The organism is Mycolicibacterium psychrotolerans (assembly GCF_010729305.1).
GTDB lineage: Bacteria > Actinomycetota > Actinomycetes > Mycobacteriales > Mycobacteriaceae > Mycobacterium > Mycobacterium psychrotolerans.
Genome location: NZ_AP022574.1, coordinates 1,568,929 through 1,589,947, shown reverse-complemented (window position 1 = coordinate 1,589,947; position 21,019 = coordinate 1,568,929). Strand labels below are relative to the sequence as shown.

22 protein-coding genes and 1 pseudogene are annotated in these 21,019 nt (G+C 69.5%); 11 read left to right on the top strand and 12 right to left on the bottom strand.

Annotation, left to right across the window (positions count from 1 at the left end; all coding sequences use genetic code 11):
• Positions 1–23 precede the first annotated feature (23 nt).
• From G6N45_RS07885 to G6N45_RS07870, 4 genes are all read right to left on the bottom strand, one after another.
• Positions 24–278 (bottom strand): hypothetical protein, encoded by a 255-nt coding sequence (locus tag G6N45_RS07885; protein WP_163721404.1) that lies wholly within the window; start codon positions 276–278, stop codon positions 24–26.
• Between the two features lie 111 nt (positions 279–389).
• On the bottom strand, positions 390–2,303 hold the full coding sequence (locus G6N45_RS07880) for an acetoacetate--CoA ligase (RefSeq protein ID WP_163721403.1): 1,914 nt from the start codon (positions 2,301–2,303) through the stop codon (positions 390–392).
• A complete protein-coding gene (locus G6N45_RS07875) occupies positions 2,288–3,034 on the bottom strand; it encodes a 3-hydroxybutyrate dehydrogenase (protein ID WP_163721401.1) in 747 nt (248 codons plus the stop codon). The genes G6N45_RS07880 and G6N45_RS07875 overlap by 16 nt, the downstream gene beginning before the upstream one ends.
• On the bottom strand, positions 3,031–4,401 hold the full coding sequence (locus G6N45_RS07870; protein ID WP_163721399.1) for an MFS transporter: 1,371 nt from the start codon (positions 4,399–4,401) through the stop codon (positions 3,031–3,033). Before G6N45_RS07870 ends, G6N45_RS07875 begins: the two co-directional genes overlap by 4 nt.
• 108 nt (positions 4,402–4,509) lie before the next feature.
• Between G6N45_RS07870 and G6N45_RS07865 the strand changes: the two genes are divergently transcribed.
• On the top strand, positions 4,510–5,427 hold the full coding sequence (locus tag G6N45_RS07865) for a LysR family transcriptional regulator (RefSeq protein WP_179965290.1): 918 nt from the start codon (positions 4,510–4,512) through the stop codon (positions 5,425–5,427).
• Between the two features lie 3 nt (positions 5,428–5,430).
• Positions 5,431–6,213, top strand: coding sequence for an alpha/beta fold hydrolase (locus G6N45_RS07860; protein WP_163721395.1), 783 nt, complete (start codon positions 5,431–5,433; stop codon positions 6,211–6,213).
• A 12-nt stretch (positions 6,214–6,225) separates the two neighbouring features.
• Here G6N45_RS07860 and G6N45_RS07855 read toward each other — a convergent pair whose 3' ends face one another.
• Complete coding sequence (locus G6N45_RS07855; protein WP_163721393.1) at positions 6,226–6,774, bottom strand: TetR/AcrR family transcriptional regulator; 549 nt, start codon at positions 6,772–6,774, stop codon at positions 6,226–6,228.
• 26 nt (positions 6,775–6,800) lie between these two features.
• Between G6N45_RS07855 and G6N45_RS07850 the strand changes: the two genes are divergently transcribed.
• Positions 6,801–7,250 (top strand): hypothetical protein, encoded by a 450-nt coding sequence (locus tag G6N45_RS07850; RefSeq protein WP_163721391.1) that lies wholly within the window; start codon positions 6,801–6,803, stop codon positions 7,248–7,250.
• Here G6N45_RS07850 and hsaB read toward each other — a convergent pair.
• Genes hsaB through hsaA form a run of 4 tightly spaced genes read right to left on the bottom strand, consistent with a single transcriptional unit; the run spans position 7,247 to position 10,801 of the window.
• A complete protein-coding gene (gene hsaB, locus G6N45_RS07845; RefSeq protein WP_163721389.1) occupies positions 7,247–7,825 on the bottom strand; it encodes a 3-hydroxy-9,10-secoandrosta-1,3,5(10)-triene-9,17-dione monooxygenase reductase subunit in 579 nt (192 codons plus the stop codon). The two genes, G6N45_RS07850 and hsaB, sit on opposite strands and share 4 nt — an antisense overlap.
• 2 nt (positions 7,826–7,827) lie before the next feature.
• Complete coding sequence (gene hsaC, locus G6N45_RS07840; protein ID WP_163721387.1) at positions 7,828–8,727, bottom strand: iron-dependent extradiol dioxygenase HsaC; 900 nt, start codon at positions 8,725–8,727, stop codon at positions 7,828–7,830.
• 4 nt (positions 8,728–8,731) lie between these two features.
• The gene (hsaD, locus tag G6N45_RS07835) at positions 8,732–9,616 is read right to left on the bottom strand and encodes a 4,5:9,10-diseco-3-hydroxy-5,9,17-trioxoandrosta-1(10),2-diene-4-oate hydrolase (protein ID WP_163721385.1); all 885 of its coding nucleotides are present in this window, start codon (positions 9,614–9,616) and stop codon (positions 8,732–8,734) included.
• Positions 9,617–10,801: a 3-hydroxy-9,10-secoandrosta-1,3,5(10)-triene-9,17-dione monooxygenase oxygenase subunit gene (hsaA, locus tag G6N45_RS07830; RefSeq protein ID WP_163721383.1), complete on the bottom strand. Its 1,185-nt coding sequence runs from the start codon at positions 10,799–10,801 to the stop codon at positions 9,617–9,619.
• A 157-nt stretch (positions 10,802–10,958) separates the two neighbouring features.
• Between hsaA and G6N45_RS07825 the strand changes: the two genes are divergently transcribed.
• The gene (locus G6N45_RS07825; protein WP_163721381.1) at positions 10,959–12,017 is read left to right on the top strand and encodes a ferredoxin--NADP reductase; all 1,059 of its coding nucleotides are present in this window, start codon (positions 10,959–10,961) and stop codon (positions 12,015–12,017) included.
• A gap of 21 nt (positions 12,018–12,038) precedes the next feature.
• A complete protein-coding gene (locus G6N45_RS07820; RefSeq protein WP_163721379.1) occupies positions 12,039–12,629 on the top strand; it encodes a hypothetical protein in 591 nt (196 codons plus the stop codon).
• Here the strand turns inward: G6N45_RS07820 and G6N45_RS07815 are convergent.
• Positions 12,626–14,737, bottom strand: a complete 2,112-nt coding sequence (locus tag G6N45_RS07815) for an acyl-CoA dehydrogenase family protein (protein WP_163721377.1) — start codon at positions 14,735–14,737, stop codon at positions 12,626–12,628. The genes G6N45_RS07820 and G6N45_RS07815 overlap by 4 nt on opposite strands.
• A gap of 200 nt (positions 14,738–14,937) precedes the next feature.
• Here G6N45_RS07815 and kstR point away from each other — a divergent pair, with 200 nt between their 5' ends.
• Together kstR and G6N45_RS07805 are read left to right on the top strand one after the other, a co-directional pair.
• Positions 14,938–15,633 (top strand): cholesterol catabolism transcriptional regulator KstR, encoded by a 696-nt coding sequence (gene kstR / locus G6N45_RS07810; protein WP_057149333.1) that lies wholly within the window; start codon positions 14,938–14,940, stop codon positions 15,631–15,633.
• Between the two features lie 4 nt (positions 15,634–15,637).
• Positions 15,638–16,069, top strand: a pseudogene (locus G6N45_RS07805) (hypothetical protein).
• On the opposite strand, the gene G6N45_RS07800 reads toward G6N45_RS07805, so the two are convergent.
• Positions 16,066–17,166 carry an Rv3575c family transcriptional regulator gene (locus tag G6N45_RS07800; RefSeq protein ID WP_163721375.1) on the bottom strand — a complete coding sequence of 367 codons (1,101 nt, stop codon included), beginning with the start codon at positions 17,164–17,166 and terminating at the stop codon, positions 16,066–16,068. The pseudogene G6N45_RS07805 and the gene G6N45_RS07800 sit on opposite strands and share 4 nt — an antisense overlap.
• A 115-nt stretch (positions 17,167–17,281) precedes the next feature.
• On the opposite strand from G6N45_RS07800, the gene G6N45_RS07795 reads away from it, so the two are divergent.
• Genes G6N45_RS07795 through G6N45_RS07780 form a run of 4 tightly spaced genes read left to right on the top strand, consistent with a single transcriptional unit; the run spans position 17,282 to position 20,643 of the window.
• Positions 17,282–18,190, top strand: coding sequence for a metal ABC transporter solute-binding protein, Zn/Mn family (locus G6N45_RS07795; RefSeq protein WP_163721373.1), 909 nt, complete (start codon positions 17,282–17,284; stop codon positions 18,188–18,190).
• A gap of 9 nt (positions 18,191–18,199) precedes the next feature.
• Complete coding sequence (locus G6N45_RS07790; RefSeq protein WP_163721371.1) at positions 18,200–19,027, top strand: metal ABC transporter ATP-binding protein; 828 nt, start codon at positions 18,200–18,202, stop codon at positions 19,025–19,027.
• Positions 19,020–19,868 (top strand): metal ABC transporter permease, encoded by an 849-nt coding sequence (locus G6N45_RS07785; RefSeq protein WP_163721369.1) that lies wholly within the window; start codon positions 19,020–19,022, stop codon positions 19,866–19,868. The genes G6N45_RS07790 and G6N45_RS07785 overlap by 8 nt, the downstream gene beginning before the upstream one ends.
• A 10-nt stretch (positions 19,869–19,878) precedes the next feature.
• Positions 19,879–20,643, top strand: coding sequence for a LamB/YcsF family protein (locus G6N45_RS07780; RefSeq protein WP_163721367.1), 765 nt, complete (start codon positions 19,879–19,881; stop codon positions 20,641–20,643).
• Here the strand turns inward: G6N45_RS07780 and G6N45_RS07775 are convergent.
• Positions 20,636–20,956 carry an ArsR/SmtB family transcription factor gene (locus tag G6N45_RS07775; protein WP_163721365.1) on the bottom strand — a complete coding sequence of 107 codons (321 nt, stop codon included), beginning with the start codon at positions 20,954–20,956 and terminating at the stop codon, positions 20,636–20,638. The genes G6N45_RS07780 and G6N45_RS07775 overlap by 8 nt on opposite strands.
• Between the last annotated feature and the right edge of the window lie 63 nt (positions 20,957–21,019).

Sequence of the window (21,019 nt, the reverse complement as noted above, 5' to 3'; positions counted from 1 at the left end):
CCGCCGAGTCAGCATGCGCCGGATCAGAACGGTATGTCGACGCCGCCGTTGGAGGTGTTGGCCTCGTCGTGGTTGCTGTCGACGTAGCCCAGTCGCACCGGGGACATCGGTTCCGTGCCGAACGGGATCAGCGGGTCGGTGCCGACGTTCTGACCGGCCCCGACCGGATGCCCGTCGGCCAGGGCGGTGGTGTCGGCGGCAGCGGCGGGCGCGAACGCGATCACCATGCCTGTCAGTGCGGAGGTGATGGTGGCCAGTGCGGCGGTCCTGGTGGTCATGTCGTTCTTCTGTGGATGTCGGATCTGTTGACTCCTCGATCCTCACGCGCAGCCGCGCGCGCGTCGCCATGGCTGGCCACCAATCAACAGGTACCGCTACCGGTAAGGGCCTCAGGTTCGACGCTGCGTGACGTACCAGTCGAGCAGTGCGGGATCGTCGACGGCGCTGCGTTCGACGACCTTGGCGGCGTCACCGCCCTGGAACAGCTTCTTGATCGGCACCTCGAGCTTCTTGCCGGTGCGGGTATGCGGAACGCCCGGGGCGACGATGATCTCGTCGGGCACGTGCCGCGGCGAGACCTCGGTGCGGATCACGCCATTGATGCGGTCGCGCAGGGTGTCGTCGAGGTCGACGCCGTCGCCGAGCACCACGAACAGCGGCATCCAGTACCCGCCGTCGGGTTGCTCGGCGCCGATCACCAGCGCCTCGACGATCTCGGGCAGGCTCTCCACCGCCTGATAGATGTCGGCACTGCCCATGCGGATGCCGTGCCGGTTCAGGGTGGAGTCCGAGCGGCCGTGCACGATCACGCTGCCGTGGTCGGTGATCGTGATCCAGTCGCCGTGCCGCCACACGCCAGGATAGGTCTCGAAATAGGCTTCGCGATAACGACTTTGGTCGGGGTCATTCCAGAAGGCGACCGGCATCGAGGGCATCGGCCTGGTGATCACGAGTTCACCGACCTCACCCCGCACCGGCTTGCCCGATTCGTCCCAGGCATCCAGTGCCACCCCGAGGAACGGCGCCGACAGCTCGCCGGGCCACACCGGAACGGTGCGAACGCCGCCGATGAACGCCGAGACCACATCGGTACCGCCGCTGATCGACGCCACCTGCACACCCACGTTGTCCGCCAGCCACAGCGACGACGCTGCGGGAAGCGACGATCCGGTGATGCCGACGCTGCGCAGCGCCGACAGATCGTGGGCGCCGGCCGGACGCGCGTCGGCCTTCATACAGCCGAGCACATAACCGGGGCTGGTTCCCAGCACGGTCGCGCCCACCCTGGCCGCGATCCCCCACAGCGCATCGGGTTCCGGCGCATTGGGACTGCCGTCGTAGCAGACGATCGTCGCGCCGACGAGCAACCCGGCGATCTGGAAGTTCCACATCATCCAACTGGGACTGGTGTGCCAGAAAAAGGTGTCGTCGCGGCCCATGTCCGACTGCAGCGCAACGGCTTTGAGATGCTCGACCACGACACCGCCGTGGCCGTGCATGATGCCCTTCGGCAATCCGGTGGTGCCGGACGAGAACAGGATCCACAGCGGGTGATCGAACGGCACGGCCACGCTGTCGATACCGTGCGACGCGACCTCGGTCAGATCGGCGAGCGAGAACGTGGCCACCACGCTCGGCAGTCCGTCGCGCAGCGCAGCGACGTCGTCGCGCTTGTCCCGGTACTTGCCGGCGAACTGATAACCGTCGGCGGCGACGAGCACCTTGGGCTCGAGCTGACCGAGACGGTCCAGCGCGGCCTTCGCCGAATAGTCCTGACCGCATGCGCTCCACACCGCACCGATACTCGCCGTCGCGAGGAACGCGATCACCGCCTCGGCGATGTTGGGCAGGTAGCCGACCACGCGATCGCCCGGCTCGACCCCGCCCGCCCGCAGCTTGTCCGCGAACGCGGCAGCGCGGCCCAGCAGCTCGTCCCAGGACACCTCGCGGTCGGGGCCGTTCTCGGTGACCGCGATGATCGCCGGCCGGTCAGTGCGCGCGTTGCGGACGACCTGGTCGACGTAGTTGCACGTCGCGCCGGGAAACCAACGCGCACCGGGCATCTCGGGGCTCGCCAGCACCGTCGAGCCGCGCTCACCGAGGTCGAAGTAGTCCCACAGCGTCGACCAGAAACCCTCGATGTCGTCGACCGACCACTGCCACAGCGCACGGTAGTCCGGATAGCTGCCACCGGTCCGTCGCTCGGCGAACCGCGCGAAGTCGGTGACCCGCGCGCCGCTGACGTCGTCCTCGGTGGGAACCCACTGCGGGACGTCGGTCGTCGCCGTCAACGGGCGCTCCATCCACCGTCCATCGTGTACGACGCTCCCGACACCATCCCTGCCGACGGCGTTGCCAGCCATCCCACCAACGCGCCCACCTCCTCGGGTTCCACGAGCCGCTTCACCGCACTCTCCTTGAGGAGGATGTCGGTGATGACCTGATCCTCGGCGATGTTATGCGTTCGGGCCTGATCGGCGATCTGCTTGGTCACCAACGGGGTGCGCACATAGCCGGGGTTGACGCAGTTGCTCGTCACGCCGTGCGGGCCGCCCTCGAGCGCCGTCACCTTGGACAGACCCTCGAGCGCATGCTTGGCGGTCACGTAGGCCACCTTGAACGGAGAGGCCCGCAGCCCGTGGATCGACGAGATGTTGATGACGCGCCCGTAGCCCTCGCGGTACATGTGCGGCAACGCGGCCCGGATCAACAGGAACGGCGCCTCCACCATCAGCGCCAGCATGGTGCGGAACTTCTCCGGCGGGAACTCGGCGATCGCGTTGATGCTCTGGATACCGGCGTTGTTTACCAGGATGTCGACGTCGAGCCGCAGATCCTCCAGCGCTGTGACGTCCGACAGGTCGAGGGCCCACGCCGTGCCGCCGATCTCCTGGGCGAGCGCCTTGGCGCCGACGTCGTCGATGTCGGCGACGGTGACGGCGACGCCGCGCGCCGCGAGTTCCCGTGCGCAGGCGGCGCCGATGCCGCTCGCCCCGCCCGTCACCAGGGCGGTCCGGCCCTCGAGTTCGGTCATGCGATGCCCGCCTTGGCGAGCTGTTCGCGGTCGGCCTCGTCGAGCGCTCCGAGGTCCAGGCCGTTGGTCTCACGGGTGAACCAGGCGGCGATCAGCGTGATGACGGCGGCCCCGGCCAGGTACAGCGCGATCGGCACCCAGGTGCCGAAATCTCCGAGCAGCCAGGTGGCGATCGCCGGCGCGAGCGACCCGGCGAAGATCGAGGTCACCTGGTAGCCGAGCGAGACACCCGAGTAGCGCATCCGGGTGGGGAACATCTCGGCCATGATCGCCGGCTGCGGGGCGTACATCAGCGAGTGGATCATCAGGCCGAGGATGATCGCGGCCATGATCATCAGGTAGTTGCCGGTGTTCATCATCGGGAAGGCGAAGAAGCCCCAGGTGGCTGCCAGGATCGCGCCGGTGATGTAGACCGGGCGACGCCCGAAGCGGTCCGAGAGCCGTCCGACCTGCGGGATGACCACGAAGTGCACGGCGTGTGCGGCCAGCAGCCACCACAGGATGTCGCTGGTGTCGGCGCCGACGTGGGTCTTGAGGTAGACGATCGAGAACGTGACGACGAGGTAGTACATGATGTTCTCCGCGAATCGCAGTCCCATCGCCGTGAAAACTCCACGGGGATAACGCTTCAGCACCTCGACCACGCCGTAGGACACCGCCTTGACGCGCTCGACTTCCTGCTGGGCCTCCACGAAGATCGGCGCATCGGTGACCTTGGTGCGGATGTAGTACCCGATCAGCACCACGACTGCCGACAGCCAGAACGCGACCCGCCAACCCCACGACAGGAACGCCTCGTCGGACAGCGTGCCGGTGAGCACCAGCAGCACCACGGTGGCCAGCATGTTGCCGACGGGCACCGCGGCCTGCGGCCAACTGGCCCAGAACGCACGGTCCTTGCTGGGACTGTGCTCGGCGACGAGCAGCACCGCACCGCCCCATTCCCCGCCGACGGCGAACCCCTGCAGGAAGCGCAGCAGGACCAGCAGGATCGGCGCCCAGACGCCGATCTGCGCGTAGGTGGGCAGGCAGCCCATCAGGAACGTCACGACGCCGACGAGCAGGATCGCGAACTGCAGCAGCTTCTTGCGGCCGTGCTTGTCTCCGAAGTGGCCGAACACCACGCCGCCCAGCGGACGGGCGACGAAGCCGACGGCGTAGGTCAGCAGCGCCGCGATCAGCCCGCTGGCCTCGCTGGTGCCCTCGGCGAAGAACACCTTGTTGAAGACCAGCGTGGCCGCGGTGGCGTAGAGAAAGAACTCGTACCACTCCACGACGGTGCCCGCCATCGACGCGGCGACGACGCGCTTGAGTCCGGTCGTGACCGACCCCGACCCCGCAGGTCCCGAGTCGTGTTGCGTGCTCATCCCACACCCCTCCTTTGTGATGCCGACCACAGATGTCAGTGAGTATTCCTGCAGCTACCCACCGCAGCAATGACCAAAACTGCAGCAGAGATCTGCAAAACTGCACAGATGACGAGCGCGAACCGGCGGCCCAGCGCGGACGACCTCCTGGTGCTCCTCGCCGTCGGCCGGACCGGCCGGTACACCACCGCGGCCGAGGAACTCGGGCTCAACCACACCACCATCAGCCGTCGCATCGCCGCACTCGAGCAGGCGATGGGCGGCCGGGTACTGGCCCGGGTGGCAGGCGGCTGGGAACTGACCGATCTCGGTCGCGACGCGCTGGCCGCCGCCGAAGCCGTCGAATCGGCGGTGCGCTCGCTGACGGTCGACGCCGGCGGCAGCCGCACGCTCGAGGGCGTCGTGCGCATCTCGGCGACGGACGGCTTCTCGGCCTACATCGCCGCGCCGGCCGCCGCGGCGGTGCAGCGCAGGCACCCGAAGGTGGCGGTGGAGATCGTGGCCGCCACCCGGCGCGCCAGCCAGCAGCGCTCGGGGCTCGACGTGGAGGTCGTTGTCGGCGAGCCCACGGTGCACCGGGCCACCGCGATGCGCCTGGGCGACTACTGCCTCGGCCTGTACGGCTCGCGCGACTACCTCGCCGAGCACGGGCCCCCCGCGAACGTGGCTGACCTGCAACGCTTTCCACTGGTGTACTTCATCGACTCGATGCTGCAGGTCGACGATCTGGACCTGGCCGCCAGCTTCGCCCCCGCCATGCGCGAATCGGTCACGTCGACCAACGTGTTCGTCCACGTCGAGGCGACCAGGGCAGCGGCGGGCCTCGGACTGCTGCCCTGCTTCATGGCCGACCGGCACGACGATCTGGTGCGCGTGCTGGCCGACACGGTGTCGATCCGGCTCGCCTACTGGTTGGTCACCCGGCCGGAGACGCTGCGCCGGCCGGAGGTGGCCGCCGTCGTCGACGCGATCGTCGCGCGGATGAACGATCAGCGCGACGTCCTGCTCGGCGCGCGGTTAGCGTGAGGCATGCCTTTCCTCGAGCATTCCCGCGGACGCGCGTATTACCGGCACTGGGCCGCGCCCGACCCGCGCGCCGCGGTCGTGTTCCTGCACGGATTCGGCGAGCACTCCGGGCTCTACCACCGGTACGGCTTCGCGCTGAACGCGGCGGGGATCGACCTGTGGGCCGTCGACCAGTTCGGCCACGGCCTCACCGTCGGTGATCGCGGGGACTTCGGCACCATCGAGGACAGCTCGGCGCTGGCCGACGCGCTGACCGAACTGGCCCTGCGGGAGCACCCCGGGCTTCCGGTGATCGCGCAGGGCCACTCGTACGGCGCCGTCGTGACGCTGTTCCGTGCGCTCGCCGACGGCGACCGGTATCCCGGCGCGGTCATCTCCGGCGCCCCGCTGGTTCCGGTGCGCGAACTACTCGACGGCAACACGTCGCTCGATCTGGATCCGGAGTGGCTCTCGTCCGACCCCTTCTATCTCGACTCGATCGTCAACGACCCACTCGCGTTCGTCGGTGCCGACAGCCGCGCCCTGACCCGCGAGCTGGACCGGGCCTGGGACCGCTTCGGCGCCGACCTTCCGACGCTGACCGTGCCGACCCTGGCCGTCCACGGCACGAATGACCCGATCGCCCCTGTCGGCGCCGTGCGCGCCTACGCCGAGACCGTCGCGCCGCTTGAACTCGTCGAGTTCGACGGCGCCCGCCACGACATCCTCAACGAGACAGTGCACCGCGACGTCAGCGCCAGGATCGCGGCGTTCATCCACAGGGTTGTCCCCACTGTGGATGAATGACAACCGTGTGATTCAGCCCAGGATCAGCCGCGTGGCATCGCGCAGCACCCGGGCCCGTCCGCCGACGAACCGGTCGGCGGCGATCAGGTGGTCCCCGATCACCAGCGAGAACGCCAGCATCGCGCGCGCCTCGACGTCCCCGGCGTCGCCGGACATGGTCGAGATCAGTTCCCGTAGATAGTCCATCCTGCGGTTGTCGACCCGGCGCAGCCGGGCCGCGACGGCGGCATCCCGCCGGGCCCACTCCCGCACGGCGAGATCGATCGGCAACAGGTCCGGGGCGAAGGTCAGCATTCCGGCCTTGCGCGCCTTGCCGGCCGCATCACCACCCTCGGCCTCGACGCGGCGGCGCACGTCGTCGATGCTGCGGTGCTCCCAGGCATCCAGCATCGCGTCGACCAGTTCCGCGCGACCGCCGAACTGCCGGTAGAAGCCGCCGCGCGTCACGCCGAGACGTTGCGCGAGCACCTCGACGCGCACGGCGCCGGGCCCCTCGGTGGCCAACAGATCCAGGCCGGTGTCGATCCAGAGCTCTCGCGATGTTCGTACTGGTGGCGCCACGTTAGATACAGTACAGTGCTGTATCTATGGAACCGAATACCGACACGCTGCACGCGTGCTGCACCCTCGACCGCGTCGACCATGTCGACACCCACCTACTCGCCACCGACCAACCCCACAGCAGGACACCCGAGCAGTGGGCCCGGGAGATCCTCGAAGGACCCTCGGCCGCGATGCGGGCGCGGCTGACCGCGGGCTGGACGATGCTGGGGCTGCGGGTGCACCACCGCGGTCCGGACGCGATCGCCGGCTGGCCCATCGCCCACCGCGACGCCGAATGCATTCTGCTGCAGGGTGATTCGCTACTCGGACTGACCGGCCAGCTGGTGGCGCGAGTGACCGACGGCGGCGTCGAGTTCGCCACCTTCGTCCAGCTGGCCAACCCCGTGGCGCGGACGCTCTGGACACGGGTGCTGCCCACCCATCTGGAGATCGTCGACAGCCTGCTGCGCGGGGCCGCCGAGCGCGCCGGCTAGAGCCAGGTGTCGTCGGTGGTGGCGGTCAGGAACGCCTCGAGATCGTTGCGCCAGTCGGCCGGAGTCGTCTTGTCCGGCTCGATGCCGGTGTACTGCCCCTGGTAGAACAGCAGCGGTCGCGGCTTCTTCTTCGGAACGTCGGACAGCGAATGCACCGCGCCGAACACCACGAAGTGATCGCCGCCGTCGTGCACCGAGGCCACCGTGCAGTCGATGTGGGCCAGCGTGCCGCCGATGATCGGCGACCCCAGTTTCGACAGCGACCACTCGATGCCGGCGAACTTGTCCGGCTCGCGGGAGCCGAAGCGCGCCGAGACGTCCTTCTGGTTCTCGTGCAGGATGTTCACGCAGAACCGGCCGCTGGCCTCGATCGCCTGCCAGGAGCGGCTGACCTTGGTCGGGCAGAACAGCACCAGCGGCGGCTCCAGCGACAGCGCGGCGAACGACTGGCAGGCGAAGCCGACGGGGTCGGCGCCCGTGGCACTTTCAGACATCGTGGTGATCACGGTGATGCCCGTACAGAACTGTCCCAGCACATTGCGGAATGTGCGCGGGTCGATGGGTGCGCCCGACACTGCTACTTGAAACCCACGCTGAAGTCGTGACCCCACAGCGACACCGCGGTGCTTTCCCGGGCGACCCAGCTGTGGTCGTCGACTTCGAGCCCCTCACAACCGAATTCGATGTCGAAACCGCCGGGCGTCTTCATGTAGAAAGAGAGCATCTTGTCGTTGACGTGCCGGCCCAGCGTCGCCGACATCTTGACCTTGCGGCGCAGCGCACGGTCCAGGCACAGCCCGACGTCGTCGGCGTTCTCCACCTCGACCATCAGATGCACGATGCCGCTGGGTGTTTCGCCCGGCATGAACGCCAGGCTGTGGTGGCGGGGATTCACCCCGAGGAAGCGCAGCCAGGCCGGCGCACCGTCGGCCGGGCGGCCCACCAGCTGCGGCGGCAACTTCATCGAGTCCCGCAGGCTGAACCCGAGCACGTCGCGGTAGAAGTGCAGCGTCTCGACGTCGTCGCGGGTGGTGAGCACGACGTGGCCGAGCCCCTGCTCCTCGGTGACGAACTTGTGGCCGTAGGGACTGACGACGCGGCGATGCTCCAGTGCCACACCGTGGAACACCTCGAGGGTGTTGCCCGACGGGTCGTCGAACACGATCATCTCGTCGACGCGCCGATCGGCCAGCTCGGTGGCGGTGGCCTCCTTGTACGGCGTGCCGTGCACGTCGAGGCGCTGCCGGATCTCCTGCAGCCCTGCCGCGTTGGCCGTCTCCCAGCCCGACACCAGCAGCCGGTCCCGCTCACCGGGGACGATCACGAGCCGGGCCGGGAACTCGTCCATGCGCAGATACAGCCCGCCGTCGGTTGCGCCGGATCCCTCCACCATGCCGAGCACCTTGAGTCCGTACTCGCGCCACGCCCCGACGTCGGTGCTCTCGATGCGCAGGTAACCCAGTGAACGGATCGTCACGGCTTCAGCCTCCGAGGAAATCGATGGTCAGCTTGTTGAATTCGTCGAACTTCTCCAGCTGCGCCCAGTGCCCGCACTGCCCGAACACGTGCAGCTGCACCCGCGGGATCTGCTTGAGCGCGACCAGCGCCCCGTCGAGAGGGTTCACGCGGTCCTCGCGGCCCCAGATCAACAGCACCGGCTGGCGCAGCTTGTAGACGTCACGCCACATCATGCCGAGCTCGAAGTCGGCTCCGGCGAAGGACTTCCCCATCGCCTTGGTGGCTGCCAGCGACTCCGGGGTGCTGGCTATCCGGAACCGCTCCTCGACCAGCTCGGGGGTGATCAGCGACTGGTCGAAGACCATGATGCGCAGGAACTTCTCGATGTTCTCGCGGGTCGGGTCGTTGGCGAAGCGGCCCAGCAGCTTGACGCCCTCGGTGGGGTCCGGCGCGAACAGGTTCACGCTCAGCCCGCCCGGGCCCATCAACACCAGCCGGCCAGCGCGCTTGGGATTGTCGAGCGCGAAGCGCACCGCGGTACCGCCGCCGAGCGAATTGCCCACCAGCGCGGCACGTTCGATGCCCAGGTGGTCGAACAAACCGAGCAGCGCGGTCGCGCTGTAGCGGTTGTACTGCTCGTGCTCGGTGTGCTTGTCGGAGTGCCCGTAGCCGGGCTGATCGACGGCCAGCACATGGAAATGCCGGGCCAGCACCCCGATGTTGCGGCTGAAGTTCGACCAGCTCGACGCGCCGGGGCCACCACCGTGCAGCAGCACGACGGTGGGCGACTCGGGGTCGCCTGCCTCGTGGTAGTGCAGCCTCATGTCGTCGGCGACCTGCGCATAGCGTGAGGTCGACTCGAACGTGATCTCCTGCTGCTGAGCAGCTTCCGCGGCGAACGAGGTCATCTAGACCATCGTGTCCTGGGGCGGGAGGCCGAACGCGTCGTTGCCGAAGATCAGGTAGGCGCGCTCGGGCTCGTTGGCCGCGTGCACCCGGCCGGCGTGCGCATCACGCCAGAACCGCTGCACCGGCTGGTCGAGGTTGAGCGCGGTCGCACCCGACGCCTCGAACAACAGGTCGATCGACGCGATCGCACGCGCGGTGGCACGCACCTGGTCGCGGCGGGCACGGGCGCGCAGGGAGAACGGGATCTCCTGGCCGGCGTGCAGCAGCTGGTACTCCTCGCCGACGTTGCCGATCAGCTGACGCCAACCGGCGTCGATGTCACTGGCGGCCTCGGCGATCCGGATCTTGGCGAATGGATCCTCCTTGGACTTCTCACCGGCGAACGCCGCACGCACGCGCTTGCCCTGATGCTCGACGTGCGCGTCGTAGGCGCCGTAGGCCATGCCCATGATCGGCGCGCTGATGGTCGTCGGATGCATGGTGCCCCAGGGCATCTTGTAGACCGGCGCGGTGTTGGTCTGGTAGCCGCCCGCGGTGCCGTCGTTCATCGCCTTGTAGGACAGGAACCGGTGCCGCGGGACGAACACGTCCTTGACCACCACGGTATTGCTGCCGGTGGCCTTGAGCCCCACCACATTCCACACGTCGTCGATGCGGTAGTCGTCCCGCGGGATCAGGAAGCTGCCGAAGTCGACCGGCCGGCCGTCCTTGATCACCGGGCCGCCGAGGAACGCCCACGTGGCGTGGTCACATCCCGACGACCACTGCCAGGCGCCGCTGACCAGGTAGCCGCCGTCGACGACCGTGCCCGCGCCCATCGGCGCGTAGGACGACGACACCCGGACGGTGGGATCGTCGCCCCACACGTCCACCTGGGCCTGCTGGTCGAACAGCGCGAGGTGCCAGTTGTGCACGCCGATGATCGAGGAGACCCATCCGGTGGACCCGCAGGCGCTGGCGATGCGCCGGACGGCCTCGTAGAAAACCGTCGGATCGCACTGCAGGCCGCCCCACTGCTCGGGCTGCAGAAGCTTGAAGAAGCCGACCTCGTCGAGTTCGGCCACGGTCTCATCGGGAAGGCGCCGCAGTTCCTCGGCGGCTGGAGCGCGTTTGGCGATCCGCGGCAGCAGATCGTCGATGCCGGCTAGAACCGACTGCACGTCGCGCTGTTCAATGGACGTCACTGTTGTGCCTCCCGGGTGTAGGGACCTGCCCAAAGATTAGAACACGTTACGATTTGTGTCGAGTAGCGGTGTCCTGTGGCCGCTGGACCAGCACACATGCATTTCTGTAACCTGTTCTAGTTATGAACGCCCGACGGTGGGGAAGAGAGAGTCGACTGTGACCGACGAGCCTTTGGGCAACCACGTGCTGGAACTCGAGATCGCGCAGGTGATCGACGAGACCGCCGACGCCCGTTCGCTGGTGTTCACCGCGCCGTCCGATGCACCCGTGCCCGAGGAGAAACTGCGCTACGCGCCCGGCCAGTTCCTCACGCTGCGGGTGCCCAGCGAGCGGACAGGCTCGGTCGCCCGGTGCTACTCGCTGTGCAGCTCGCCGTCCACCGGCGACCCGATGACCGTCACCGTCAAGCGCACCGCCGACGGATACGCCTCGAACTGGCTGTGCGACCACGCCCACCCCGGCATGCGCGTGCACGTGCTGGCCCCGTCGGGAACGTTCGTCCCCCGCACGCTCGACACCGACTTCCTGCTGCTGGCCGCGGGCAGCGGCATCACCCCGATGATGGCCATCCTCAAGTCCGCGCTGGCCGAGGGCGGCGGCAAGGTCACGCTCGTCTACGCCAACCGCGACGAGACGTCGGTGATCTTCGCGGCCGCGCTGCGCGACCTGGCGGCCAAGTACCCCGACCGGCTGACCGTCGTGCACTGGCTGGAATCGGTGCAGGGGCTCCCGAGTGCGGCCGCGCTCGCCGAGTTGTTCGCGCCCTACCGCGAGCGGGAGGCCTTCCTCTGCGGTCCCGCGCCCTTCATGGCGGCCGCGCAGGAGGCGCTCACCGCCTGCGGATCACCCGCCGAACGCATCCACATCGAGGTGTTCAAGTCGCTGGAGTCCGACCCGTTCGCCGCCGTGGTCATCGCCGACGACGACAGCGACGAGGGCCCGGCGACCGCGGTGGTGACGCTGGACGGCACCACCCACGAGGTGTCCTGGCCGAGGCGGGCGAAGTTGCTCGACGTGCTGCTGGACAAGGGACTCGATGCGCCGTTCTCCTGCCGCGAGGGACACTGCGGCGCCTGCGCGGTGGTCAAGAAGTCCGGCGAGATCGAGATGGAGGTCAACGATGTGCTCGAAGACCAGGATCTCGACGAGGGCTTGATCCTGGCGTGTCAGGCCCACCCGCTCTCGGATTCGGTCGAAGTGACCTATGACGAGTGACGAGCGGATAGGTTTGCCAGGATGAACCGGCTCGCAGCAGCAGGCGCCAGGACACTGGGGATAGCACTGCTGACCACGGTCCTCGTCCACCCGGCGACGGCGACTGCCGCGTCGGACACGAAGACGTCCTCGATCCCCGTCGACCCCGCCACGTCGATCCAGATGCAGGTGTCGGCGAATTGCGATGCGGCCCAGGCTCGGTGCTTCTTCACCACCACGGCGAGCATGCTGACGCGAGAGGGTCCCACCGGGTTCCCCGGCGACACGTGGGCGCGTCAGACGGTCACGCTGCGCAGTTCCAGCAAGGACGTCTGGCAGCAGGCCTGGTACAGCGCGCCGTCGGGCAACCCGCGCGAGCTCAAGGGCGCCAACCACGAGAACGTGCTGTCGAAGATGTACCGGGCCCTCGACGACGTCGAGCTGTCGATCACCTACTTCGGCGGCGGGCCCATCACCCGCTTCACCGCCGACGGCGATTCGGTGCCCATCCAGTGGCGCACCGGCCTGCCGGCCACCGACGCGGACTTCATCGCCTGCTCCCAGATCCAGGTCGTCTACGGCGGGGTGAACCTCACCACGCCGTCCGCCTGCGCGCAGACCCGGTTCGGCTAACGCGGCAGGCCGAGCAGCCGCTCCCCCGCCATCGTCAGCAGGATCTGCTCGGTGCCGCCCGCGATGGTCAGGCAGCGGGTGTTGAGGAAGTCGTGCACCTGCTGGTTCTCCACCGCGCCTGCGCCCTCGGACAGCTCCATCCGGAACTCCGCGAGCGCCTGGCGGTAGCGCACGCCGATCAGCTTGCGGGCGCTGGCCTGCGGCCCGGGGTCACGGCCGCCGACAGCGAGCTGGGCGATGCGCTGATCCAGCAGCGAACCGACCTGCGCGGTGACGATCAGCTCGCCGAGCCGATCCCGTTGTGCGTCATCGACATCCGACTCGGACACCACGCGAAGCAGCTCCTCCATCGGATTGCCCAGCGCGGTGCCCTGCGCCATCGCCACGCGCTCGTTGGCCAGCGTGGTGCGCGCCAGCCGCCACCCGTCGTTGACGCCGCCGACCACCATCTCGTCGGGCACGAAGACGTCGTCGAAGAACACCTCGTTGAACAGTTCGTCGCCGGTGATCTCGCGCAGCGGCCGGATCACGATGCCCGGGCTCTTCATGTCGATGAGGAAGTACGTGATGCCTTTGTGTTTCGGAGCGTCGGGATCGGTGCGGGCCAGGCACACCCCCCAGTGCGCCTTCTGCGCCGCCGAGGTCCACACCTTCTGCCCGGTGAGCTTCCAACCGCCCTCGGCACGAACGGCTTTGGTGCGCAGCGCCGCCAGGTCCGAGCCGGCGCCCGGCTCGCTGAACAACTGGCACCACATCAGGTCCCCGCGCAGCGTCGCCGGGACGAACTGCTCGATCTGCTCGGCGCTGCCGTGTTCGAGGATCGTGGGCACGGCCCACCACCCGATCACCAGATCGGGCCGGGTGACGCCTGCCGCGGCCAACTCCTGGTCGATCAGCAACTGCTCGGCGGGGCCGGCCCCGCGCCCGTGCGGCCGCGGCCAGTGCGGCGCCAACAGACCCGTCTCCGCCAGCACGGGCTGCCGCCGGTCGACCGGCGCGGCCGCGACTTCGGCCACCGCAGAAGCGATCTCGGGCCGCAGGTCGGCCACCGACGCGAGGTCGATCTGCAGGTCGCGGCGCACACCCTGCTGGGTCAGCGCCGCCACCCGGCGCAGCCAGTGCGACCGGCCGCCCAGGAACTGCGCCAGGCCGTAGGCCCGCCGCAGATACAGGTGCGAGTCGTGCTCCCACGTGATGCCGATGCCGCCGAGCACCTGGATGCAGTCCTTGGCGTTGGCCTTGGCGGCCTCGATGCCCACCGAGGCCGCCAGCGCCGCGGCGATCGACAGCTGGGCATCATCGGATTCGCCCGCGGCGCGGGCCGCGTCCGCCGCGGCCACCGACGCCTGCTCGGAGCGCAGCAGCATCTCGGCGCACATGTGCTTGATCGCCTGGAAGCTGCCGATGGGCTTGCCGAACTGCTCGCGCACCTTCGCGTACTCGGTGGCGGTCTGCAGCAGCCAGCGCGCCACCCCGGCGGCCTCGGCCGCGGCCAGCGTCGCCGCGAGGTCGGTCACCCGTGCGGCCGGGAGCGCGACCGGCACCGCGGCCGCGTGGTCGAGCACCACCCGCGCCAGCGGGCGGGAGAAGTCGGTGGCCTTGCGCGGTTCGACGGTGACGCCCGGCGCCGAGGCGTCGACCAGCACCCACGCGTCGCCGGCAGGCAGCAGCAGGAGTCCGTCGGCCGTGGCGCCGAGCACGGCCGACGCCGTCCCGGACACCGTGCCGTCGGCCACGGTCACGTCGGCGCTCAGCGCGGCGCCCGCGGTGCGCTCACCGGAGGCGAGCTGCCCGAGCCACTCGGCGTGGGCGTCCCCGAGCACCAGCGTGGCCAGCGCCGTGGTGGCCACCGGGCCCGGCACCAGGGCGGCCGCAGCCTCCTCGAGCATCGCGCACAGATCGGAGACGGTGCCGTCGGCGCCGCCGTGCTCCTCGGGCAGCGCGACGCCGAACATCCCCAGGTCGGCCAGTGCGGCATAGGGCCCGCGCCACGCGTCGGGAGCGCCGTGTTCGACGTCGCGGACCGCGTCGACGGACCCCGACCCCGACGCCCAGCTCCGGACCAGTTCCCGCGCCGCGGCCTGCTCGTCGGTGATAGTCGCAGACACCGTGACTCCTAGGGTTTGGGTGAGAACAGCGTGCTTCGCACTAGAACGTGTTCTAATAGTGCCAGCGTTCGACCGTCAAGTCGAACGCCATCGCAGCAGACCACTGTCGTGATCGACACAGTGCGGCGGTGGGAAACCTCCGGCCGGCATGCGTATCGTTTTCAGCAGTTGCACCGCACACCGAAGGAGCCACGAACCGCATGTCCGGGTCGTCTGAGTCGTCAGCAGGCACGTCGCCGCGCGCCGGCGCCGCGGGATCGGACACCCGTCCCCGTCAGGTGATGAACGTCGCGGTGCTGGCCGAATCCGAACTGGGCTCCGAGGCGCAGCGGGAGCGCCGCAAACGCATCCTGGACGCCACCCTGGCGATCGCGTCCAAGGGCGGCTACGAGGCCGTGCAGATGCGGGCGGTGGCCGAACGGGCCGACGTCGCGGTCGGCACGCTCTACCGCTACTTCCCGTCGAAGGTGCACCTGCTGGTGTCCGCGCTGGGCCGCGAGTTCGAGCGCATCGACGCCAAGACCGACCGCTCGGTGCTGGCCGCCGGCGCCACGCCGTATCAGCGGCTCAACATCATGGTCGGCAAGCTCAATCGGGCCATGCAGCGCAACCCGCTGCTGACCGAGGCGATGACGCGGGCCTTCGTGTTCGCCGACGCGTCGGCCGCCGGCGAGGTCGACTACGTCGGCAAGCTGATGGACTCGATGTTCGCCCGGGCGATGAGCGACGGCGAACCCACCGAGGACCAGTACCACATCGCCCGCGTGATCTCCGATGTGTGGCTGTCGAACCTGCTCGCGTGGCTGACCCGCCGCGCCTCGGCGACCGACGTGAGCAAGCGCCTCGATCTGGCGATGCGGCTGCTGATCGGCGACGGCGAGCAGCCTAAGATCTGACACCGTGCTGCCGCAGGAGCTCATCTCCGCCCTCGAGGCCGCGGCCCGGGTCCCGCGGCTGCTTGTCGCCTCCGACTTCGACGGCACGCTGTCCCCGATCGTCAACAACCCCGCCGACGCGCGGCCGCTGCCCGACGCGGGCCGCGCACTCGTCGCGCTGGCCGCACGCCACGACGGGCAAGGCGGTGCTGGAGTTCGCGGTGATCTCCACCGACAAGGGTGAGGCGCTCGACATCCTGCGGGCCGAACACGACGCGTCGGCGGTGGTGTTCTTCGGCGACGACGTGACCGACGAGAAGGCGTCCGCAGGCTGACCGACGCCGACGTCGGGGTGAAGGTCGGGCCCGGCGACACCGCGGCGACGCAGCGGGTGTCCTCGCCCGACGACGTGGCCGCCGCACTGGAGTTCCTGCTGACGGTGCGCGCCGGAGGTTAAGCGGGCGGACCCGAGGTGCGCCCCCGCACCACTTCCGTGTCGAGCACCTCGACGACCGGCAGCCCCGACCGAGGCGGACTGTGCAGCAATTCCCCTGCGCGACGGCCCTTTTCGATGCTCGGCTGCCGCACGGTGGTCAGCCCGCGCGACAGCGCCTCGGGCACCCCGTCGAACCCGGTCACCGTCATCTGCCCCGGCACGTACACCCCGCGGGCGCGCAGCCGGTCCATCGCGGAGAGGGCGAGCACGTCGGCGGTGCACATCAGCGCGGTGATGCGCGGGTTGGCCTCCAGTGCCACGTCGGCGCCTGCGCCCCCCGAGGAGGGCAGATGCTCATAGCTCTCCACCACGGTCAGCGAGTCCGGGCGAAGGCCGGCGGCGGCCATCGCGTCGCGCACACCGCCGATGCGCTCGCTCTGGACGTGGAAGTCCGGGGTGCGGACGCGTTCGGGGTCGGCCAGCGCCGGCCGGGGACCGCCGTGCGGCCAGTCGCGGCCCAGCCGCATGGTCAGCAACCCGATCTCGCGGTGCCCCAGTTCGAGCACGTACTCGGCCAGCGCGCGCATCGCGGCCCGGTCGTCGATGCAGACCCGCGACGTGCCCGGCACGTCCTTGGGCTGGTCGACCACCACGACGGGCAGATGACGCTGCAGCACCACCGGCAGGTACGGGTCGTCGTCGGAGGCTGAGTAGATCACGAACCCGTCGACACCCGCGGCCAGCACCGCGGCCGTTCCGTCGGTGACACTGCGGTTGGGGCCGACCGCCACCAGCAGCAGCCCCTGCCCGACCGCCTCGCACGATTCGGCGAGCCCGGCGACGAAGTCGAGCGCCGCGGGATCGCTGAACGAGTAGTTCAGCGGTTCGGTGATCATCAGGCCCACCGCGCCGGCCCTGCGGGTGCGCAGGGAGCGGGCCACCGGGTCGGGTCCCGGGTAGCCGAGCCGCTTGGCCGTGGACAGCACCCGCTCGCGCAGTTCGGCCGACAGCTGATCCGGCCGGTTGTAGGCGTTGGAGACGGTGGTGCGCGAGACCTTGAGTTCGGCGGCCAGGGAAGCCAGGGTCGCGCGCCGTCTCGGCGTCGGAGTCCTGGACATGCTCTGTAGAGGGTAATTCATCACCCATCACCCCGGCGCTGAGCACGCACCGGCACACATGCGCTACATTGACGAAGTTAATGGAAACGATTTTCATTTGTATCAGGAGTTGCGCATGCGAGCCCTCGTCGCCCTGCCCGCCGTGGCCGTGGCCGCCCTGCTCACGGTCACCACGGCCGGCTGTTCCCAGCAGCAGCCGAACACCGAGCACGGCACCGCCAACGTGGTCGCCTCCACCGACGTGTGGGGCAGCGTCGCCACCGCCGTCGTCGGCGACCACGCGACCGTGAAGCCCATCGTCAGCGGCACCGTCGCCGACCCGCACTCCTTCGAGGCCAGCCCGTCCGACGTTGCCGAGATCGCCGACGCATCCCTGGTCCTCTACAACGGCGACCACTACGACCACTGGATCGAGGACGTCCTGCAGAACTCGCCCGACATCCCGACCATCGACGCGTCGTCGCTCTCGCCGACCCAGCCGCCGCCCAACGAGCACGTCTTCTACGACCTCCCGACAGTGAAGGCCGTCGCCGACCACATCGCCGAAACCCTCGGGCAGGCCGACGCCGAACACGCCGCGGACTACACCGCCAACGCGCAGAAGTTCGGCGACGACCTGGACACGCTCACGCTGGCGCAGCGCGGCATCGGCGAAGCCCACCCCGGCGCCTCGGTCGTGTCCACCGAACCCGTCGCGTACTACGCCCTGCGCAACGCCGGCATCGAGGACAAGACGCCGCCGTCGTTCGCGAACGCCGTCGAGGAGGGTGGCGACCCGTCTCCCGGCGATCTGGCCGCCGTGCTGGACCTGATCAACAACCGCCAGGTGTCGGCCATCGTGGTGAACACCCAGACGGAGGGACCGGTCAGCAAGCAACTCTCGGACGCCGCGCGCCGAGCCGTGCTGCCGGTCATCTCGGTCACCGAGACGCTGCCCGACGGCATGGACTACCTGCGGTGGCAGCGCAAGACCGTCGACGAGATCGCGGCCGCGCTGGATAGTCCGGCGCCACCCGGCCGATAATCACCCTCCGTGCCCATCGACGACCTCGTAGAACTGCGCCACGCGCGGCTGTCCTTCGGCGACCGCGTGCTGTGGGACGACCTCGACCTCACGGTGCGCGCCGGCGAGTTCATCGCCGTGCTGGGCCCCAACGGCACCGGCAAGACGTCGCTGCTCAAGGTGCTGCTGGGACAGGTACCGCTGAGCGCAGGCAGCGTGCGGATCGCCGGCGCACCCGTCACGACGGGCAGCCAGCAGATCGGTTATGTGCCCCAGCACCGTTCGATGGACCGCGGGCTGTCGCTGCGCGCATCGGATCTGGTGGCGCTCGGCTATGACGGGCACCGGTGGGGCTTCGCCGGCTGGGGCCCGGCCGCGCGCCGCACCAAACGAGAGGCGGTCCGGCAGGCCTTGGCCCAGGTCAACGGCACCGGGTTGGCGCACGCGTCGGTGGGCGTGATGTCCGGCGGCGAGCTGCAGCGCATCCGGGTGGCGCAGGCGCTGGTGACCGACCCCGTGCTGCTGCTGTGCGACGAGCCGCTGCTCAATCTCGATCCCGCCAACGCAGGCCTGGTCTCGGCCCTGATCGACCGGCGCCGCCGCGACGCAGGCACGGCGGTCCTGTTCGTCACCCACGAGGTCGATCCGGTGCTGCCGTACGTGGACCGGGTCATCTACCTCGTCGACGGCCGGTTCCGCGTCGGCACGGTCGCCGAGGTGATGACGTCGGAGACTCTGTCGGAGCTCTACGGCGCCGAGATCGAGGTGCTCGAGATCGGCGGGCGCTACATCGTCATCGGCGAACACAGCCAGTACCAGCACGACCACTGCGAGGGCCCGGGGCACGCCCATGAATGACAAGCTCTCCGACGTCGTCGCCCACTTCTTCGATTTCGGCGCCACCGCCGACCTGCTCGGCCGCGACTTCGTCCAGCAGGCGCTGCTCGCCTCGGCGCTGCTGGCGCTCGTGTCGGGCATCGTCGGCCCGCTGATCGTCATGCGGCAGATGTCCTTCGCGGTGCACGGCTCGAGCGAGCTGTCCCTCACCGGCGCGGCTTTCGCATTGCTGGCCGGCTTCAACATCGGCATCGGCGCGCTGCTGGGGTCAGCGCTGGCGGCCGTGCTGTTCGGCATCCTCGGCCAGCGGGCCCGCGAGCGCGACTCGGCGATCGGCGTGGTGCTGGCGTTCGGCCTGGGCCTGGCGGTGCTGTTCATCCACCTCTACCCCGGCCGCACCGGAACCAGCTTCGCGCTGCTGACCGGGCAGATCGTCGGCGTCGGATACTCCGGGCTGACACTGCTGGCCGTGGTGGCCACGCTGGTCATCGCGGTGCTCGCGGTGTCCTACCGGCCGCTGCTGTTCGCGACCGTCGATCCGGAGGTGGCCGCCGGCCGCGGCGTGCCGGTGCGCGGCCTGGGCATCGTGTTCGCCGCGCTGGTGGGCGTCACCGCCGCCCAGGGCGTGCAGATCGTCGGCGCACTGCTGGTGATGTCGCTGCTGATCACCCCGGCGGCCGCGGCGGCACGGGTGTTCACGTCCCCGGTCAAGGCGATGGGCGCCTCGGTGCTGTTCGCCGAGACCGCGGCCATCGGCGGCCTGGTGCTGTCCCTGGCCCCCGGCGTGCCGGTGTCGGTGTTCGTCACCACGATCTCGTTCGCCATCTTCCTGATCTGCTGGCTGATCGGCAGCCGCCGTTAGGCTGGTCGTCGTGGCCACCCGCACGGTCGACCTCAACGCCGACCTCGGCGAGGGCTTCGGGGTATGGCAGCTCGGCGACGACGACGCGATGCTGGGAATCGTCACCAGCGCCAACGTCGCCTGCGGCTTCCACGCCGGGGACTCGGCGACTCTGGCGCGCACGTGCCGGCTGGCCGCCGAACGCGGCGTGCGGATCGGCGCCCAGGTCAGCTACCGCGACTTCGCGGGCTTCGGCCGCCGGTTCATCGATGTGCCACCCGAAGAGCTGGCCGCCGACGTGATGTACCAGATCGGCGCGCTGTCAGCGCTGGCCAAGGCCGCCGGTTCGACGGTGTCCTACGTCAAGCCGCACGGCGCGCTGTACAACGCGGTGGTCACCCACCGCGACCAGGCCCGCGCGGTGGCCGAGGCGGTGCACGCGGTGGATCCGGAGCTCCCTCTGCTGGGCCTCGCCGGCTCGGTGCTGTTCGACGCGGCCGGCGAGCTCGGGCTGCGCACGGTCGCCGAGGCGTTCGCCGACCGGTCCTACCGGCCGGACGGGCAGCTGGTGTCGCGGCGGGAGCGCAACGCGGTGCTGAGCGACCCCGACGAGATCGCCGAACGGGTGATCTCGATGGTCACCGCGGGCCGGGTGGCCGCGGTGGACGGCTCGACGATTCCGATCACCGTCGAATCGGTGTGCGTGCACGGCGACTCCGAGGGCGCCGTGCAGATCGCCACCGCGGTGCGGACCCGGCTGCTGGCCGAGGGCGTCGACCTCTCGCCGTTCAGCTGACGGAGGCGCCGGCGTCGCGGTTGGCGCACGACACCACGCTGCCCAGCAACCGCGGCAGGGCGGTCTCCACCTCGTCGACGCGCAGCCGCTGGAACGTCAGTCCGTCGATGACCAGGCGCTCGGTCACGCCGGCCTCCCGAAGGATCTTGAAATGGTGGGTCGCCGTCGACTTGTTGATGCCGTCGTAGAGCGCCCCGCACTGCAGTGGCGCGCCGGCGTTGTGCAGCCGCCGCACGATCTCCAGCCGGACCGGATCGTGCAGCGCCGCCAGCACCTGCTGCACCGGAGCGACCGGGTGCGCGTCGTCGGCCATGAGTGTCCTTCACCACGCGGGGTTTGATGTTCGTCGAACCCAGCGTACGCTCGATCGGGTTCG

What these genes read in the sequence shown, in the direction of transcription:
- G6N45_RS07885 (WP_163721404.1), bottom strand. Translation starts at nt 278, where the DNA reads ATGACCACCAGGACCGCCGCACTGGCCACCATCACCTCCGCACTGACA.
- G6N45_RS07880 (WP_163721403.1), bottom strand. Translation starts at nt 2,303, where the DNA reads ATGGAGCGCCCGTTGACGGCGACGACCGACGTCCCGCAGTGGGTTCCC.
- G6N45_RS07875 (WP_163721401.1), bottom strand. Translation starts at nt 3,034, where the DNA reads ATGACCGAACTCGAGGGCCGGACCGCCCTGGTGACGGGCGGGGCGAGC.
- G6N45_RS07870 (WP_163721399.1), bottom strand. Translation starts at nt 4,401, where the DNA reads ATGAGCACGCAACACGACTCGGGACCTGCGGGGTCGGGGTCGGTCACG.
- G6N45_RS07865 (WP_179965290.1), top strand. Translation starts at nt 4,510, where the DNA reads ATGACGAGCGCGAACCGGCGGCCCAGCGCGGACGACCTCCTGGTGCTC.
- G6N45_RS07860 (WP_163721395.1), top strand. Translation starts at nt 5,431, where the DNA reads ATGCCTTTCCTCGAGCATTCCCGCGGACGCGCGTATTACCGGCACTGG.
- G6N45_RS07850 (WP_163721391.1), top strand. Translation starts at nt 6,801, where the DNA reads ATGGAACCGAATACCGACACGCTGCACGCGTGCTGCACCCTCGACCGC.
- hsaD (WP_163721385.1), bottom strand. Translation starts at nt 9,616, where the DNA reads ATGACCTCGTTCGCCGCGGAAGCTGCTCAGCAGCAGGAGATCACGTTC.
- G6N45_RS07820 (WP_163721379.1), top strand. Translation starts at nt 12,039, where the DNA reads ATGAACCGGCTCGCAGCAGCAGGCGCCAGGACACTGGGGATAGCACTG.
- kstR (WP_057149333.1), top strand. Translation starts at nt 14,938, where the DNA reads ATGTCCGGGTCGTCTGAGTCGTCAGCAGGCACGTCGCCGCGCGCCGGC.
- G6N45_RS07800 (WP_163721375.1), bottom strand. Translation starts at nt 17,166, where the DNA reads ATGTCCAGGACTCCGACGCCGAGACGGCGCGCGACCCTGGCTTCCCTG.
- G6N45_RS07795 (WP_163721373.1), top strand. Translation starts at nt 17,282, where the DNA reads ATGCGAGCCCTCGTCGCCCTGCCCGCCGTGGCCGTGGCCGCCCTGCTC.
- G6N45_RS07785 (WP_163721369.1), top strand. Translation starts at nt 19,020, where the DNA reads ATGAATGACAAGCTCTCCGACGTCGTCGCCCACTTCTTCGATTTCGGC.
- G6N45_RS07775 (WP_163721365.1), bottom strand. Translation starts at nt 20,956, where the DNA reads ATGGCCGACGACGCGCACCCGGTCGCTCCGGTGCAGCAGGTGCTGGCG.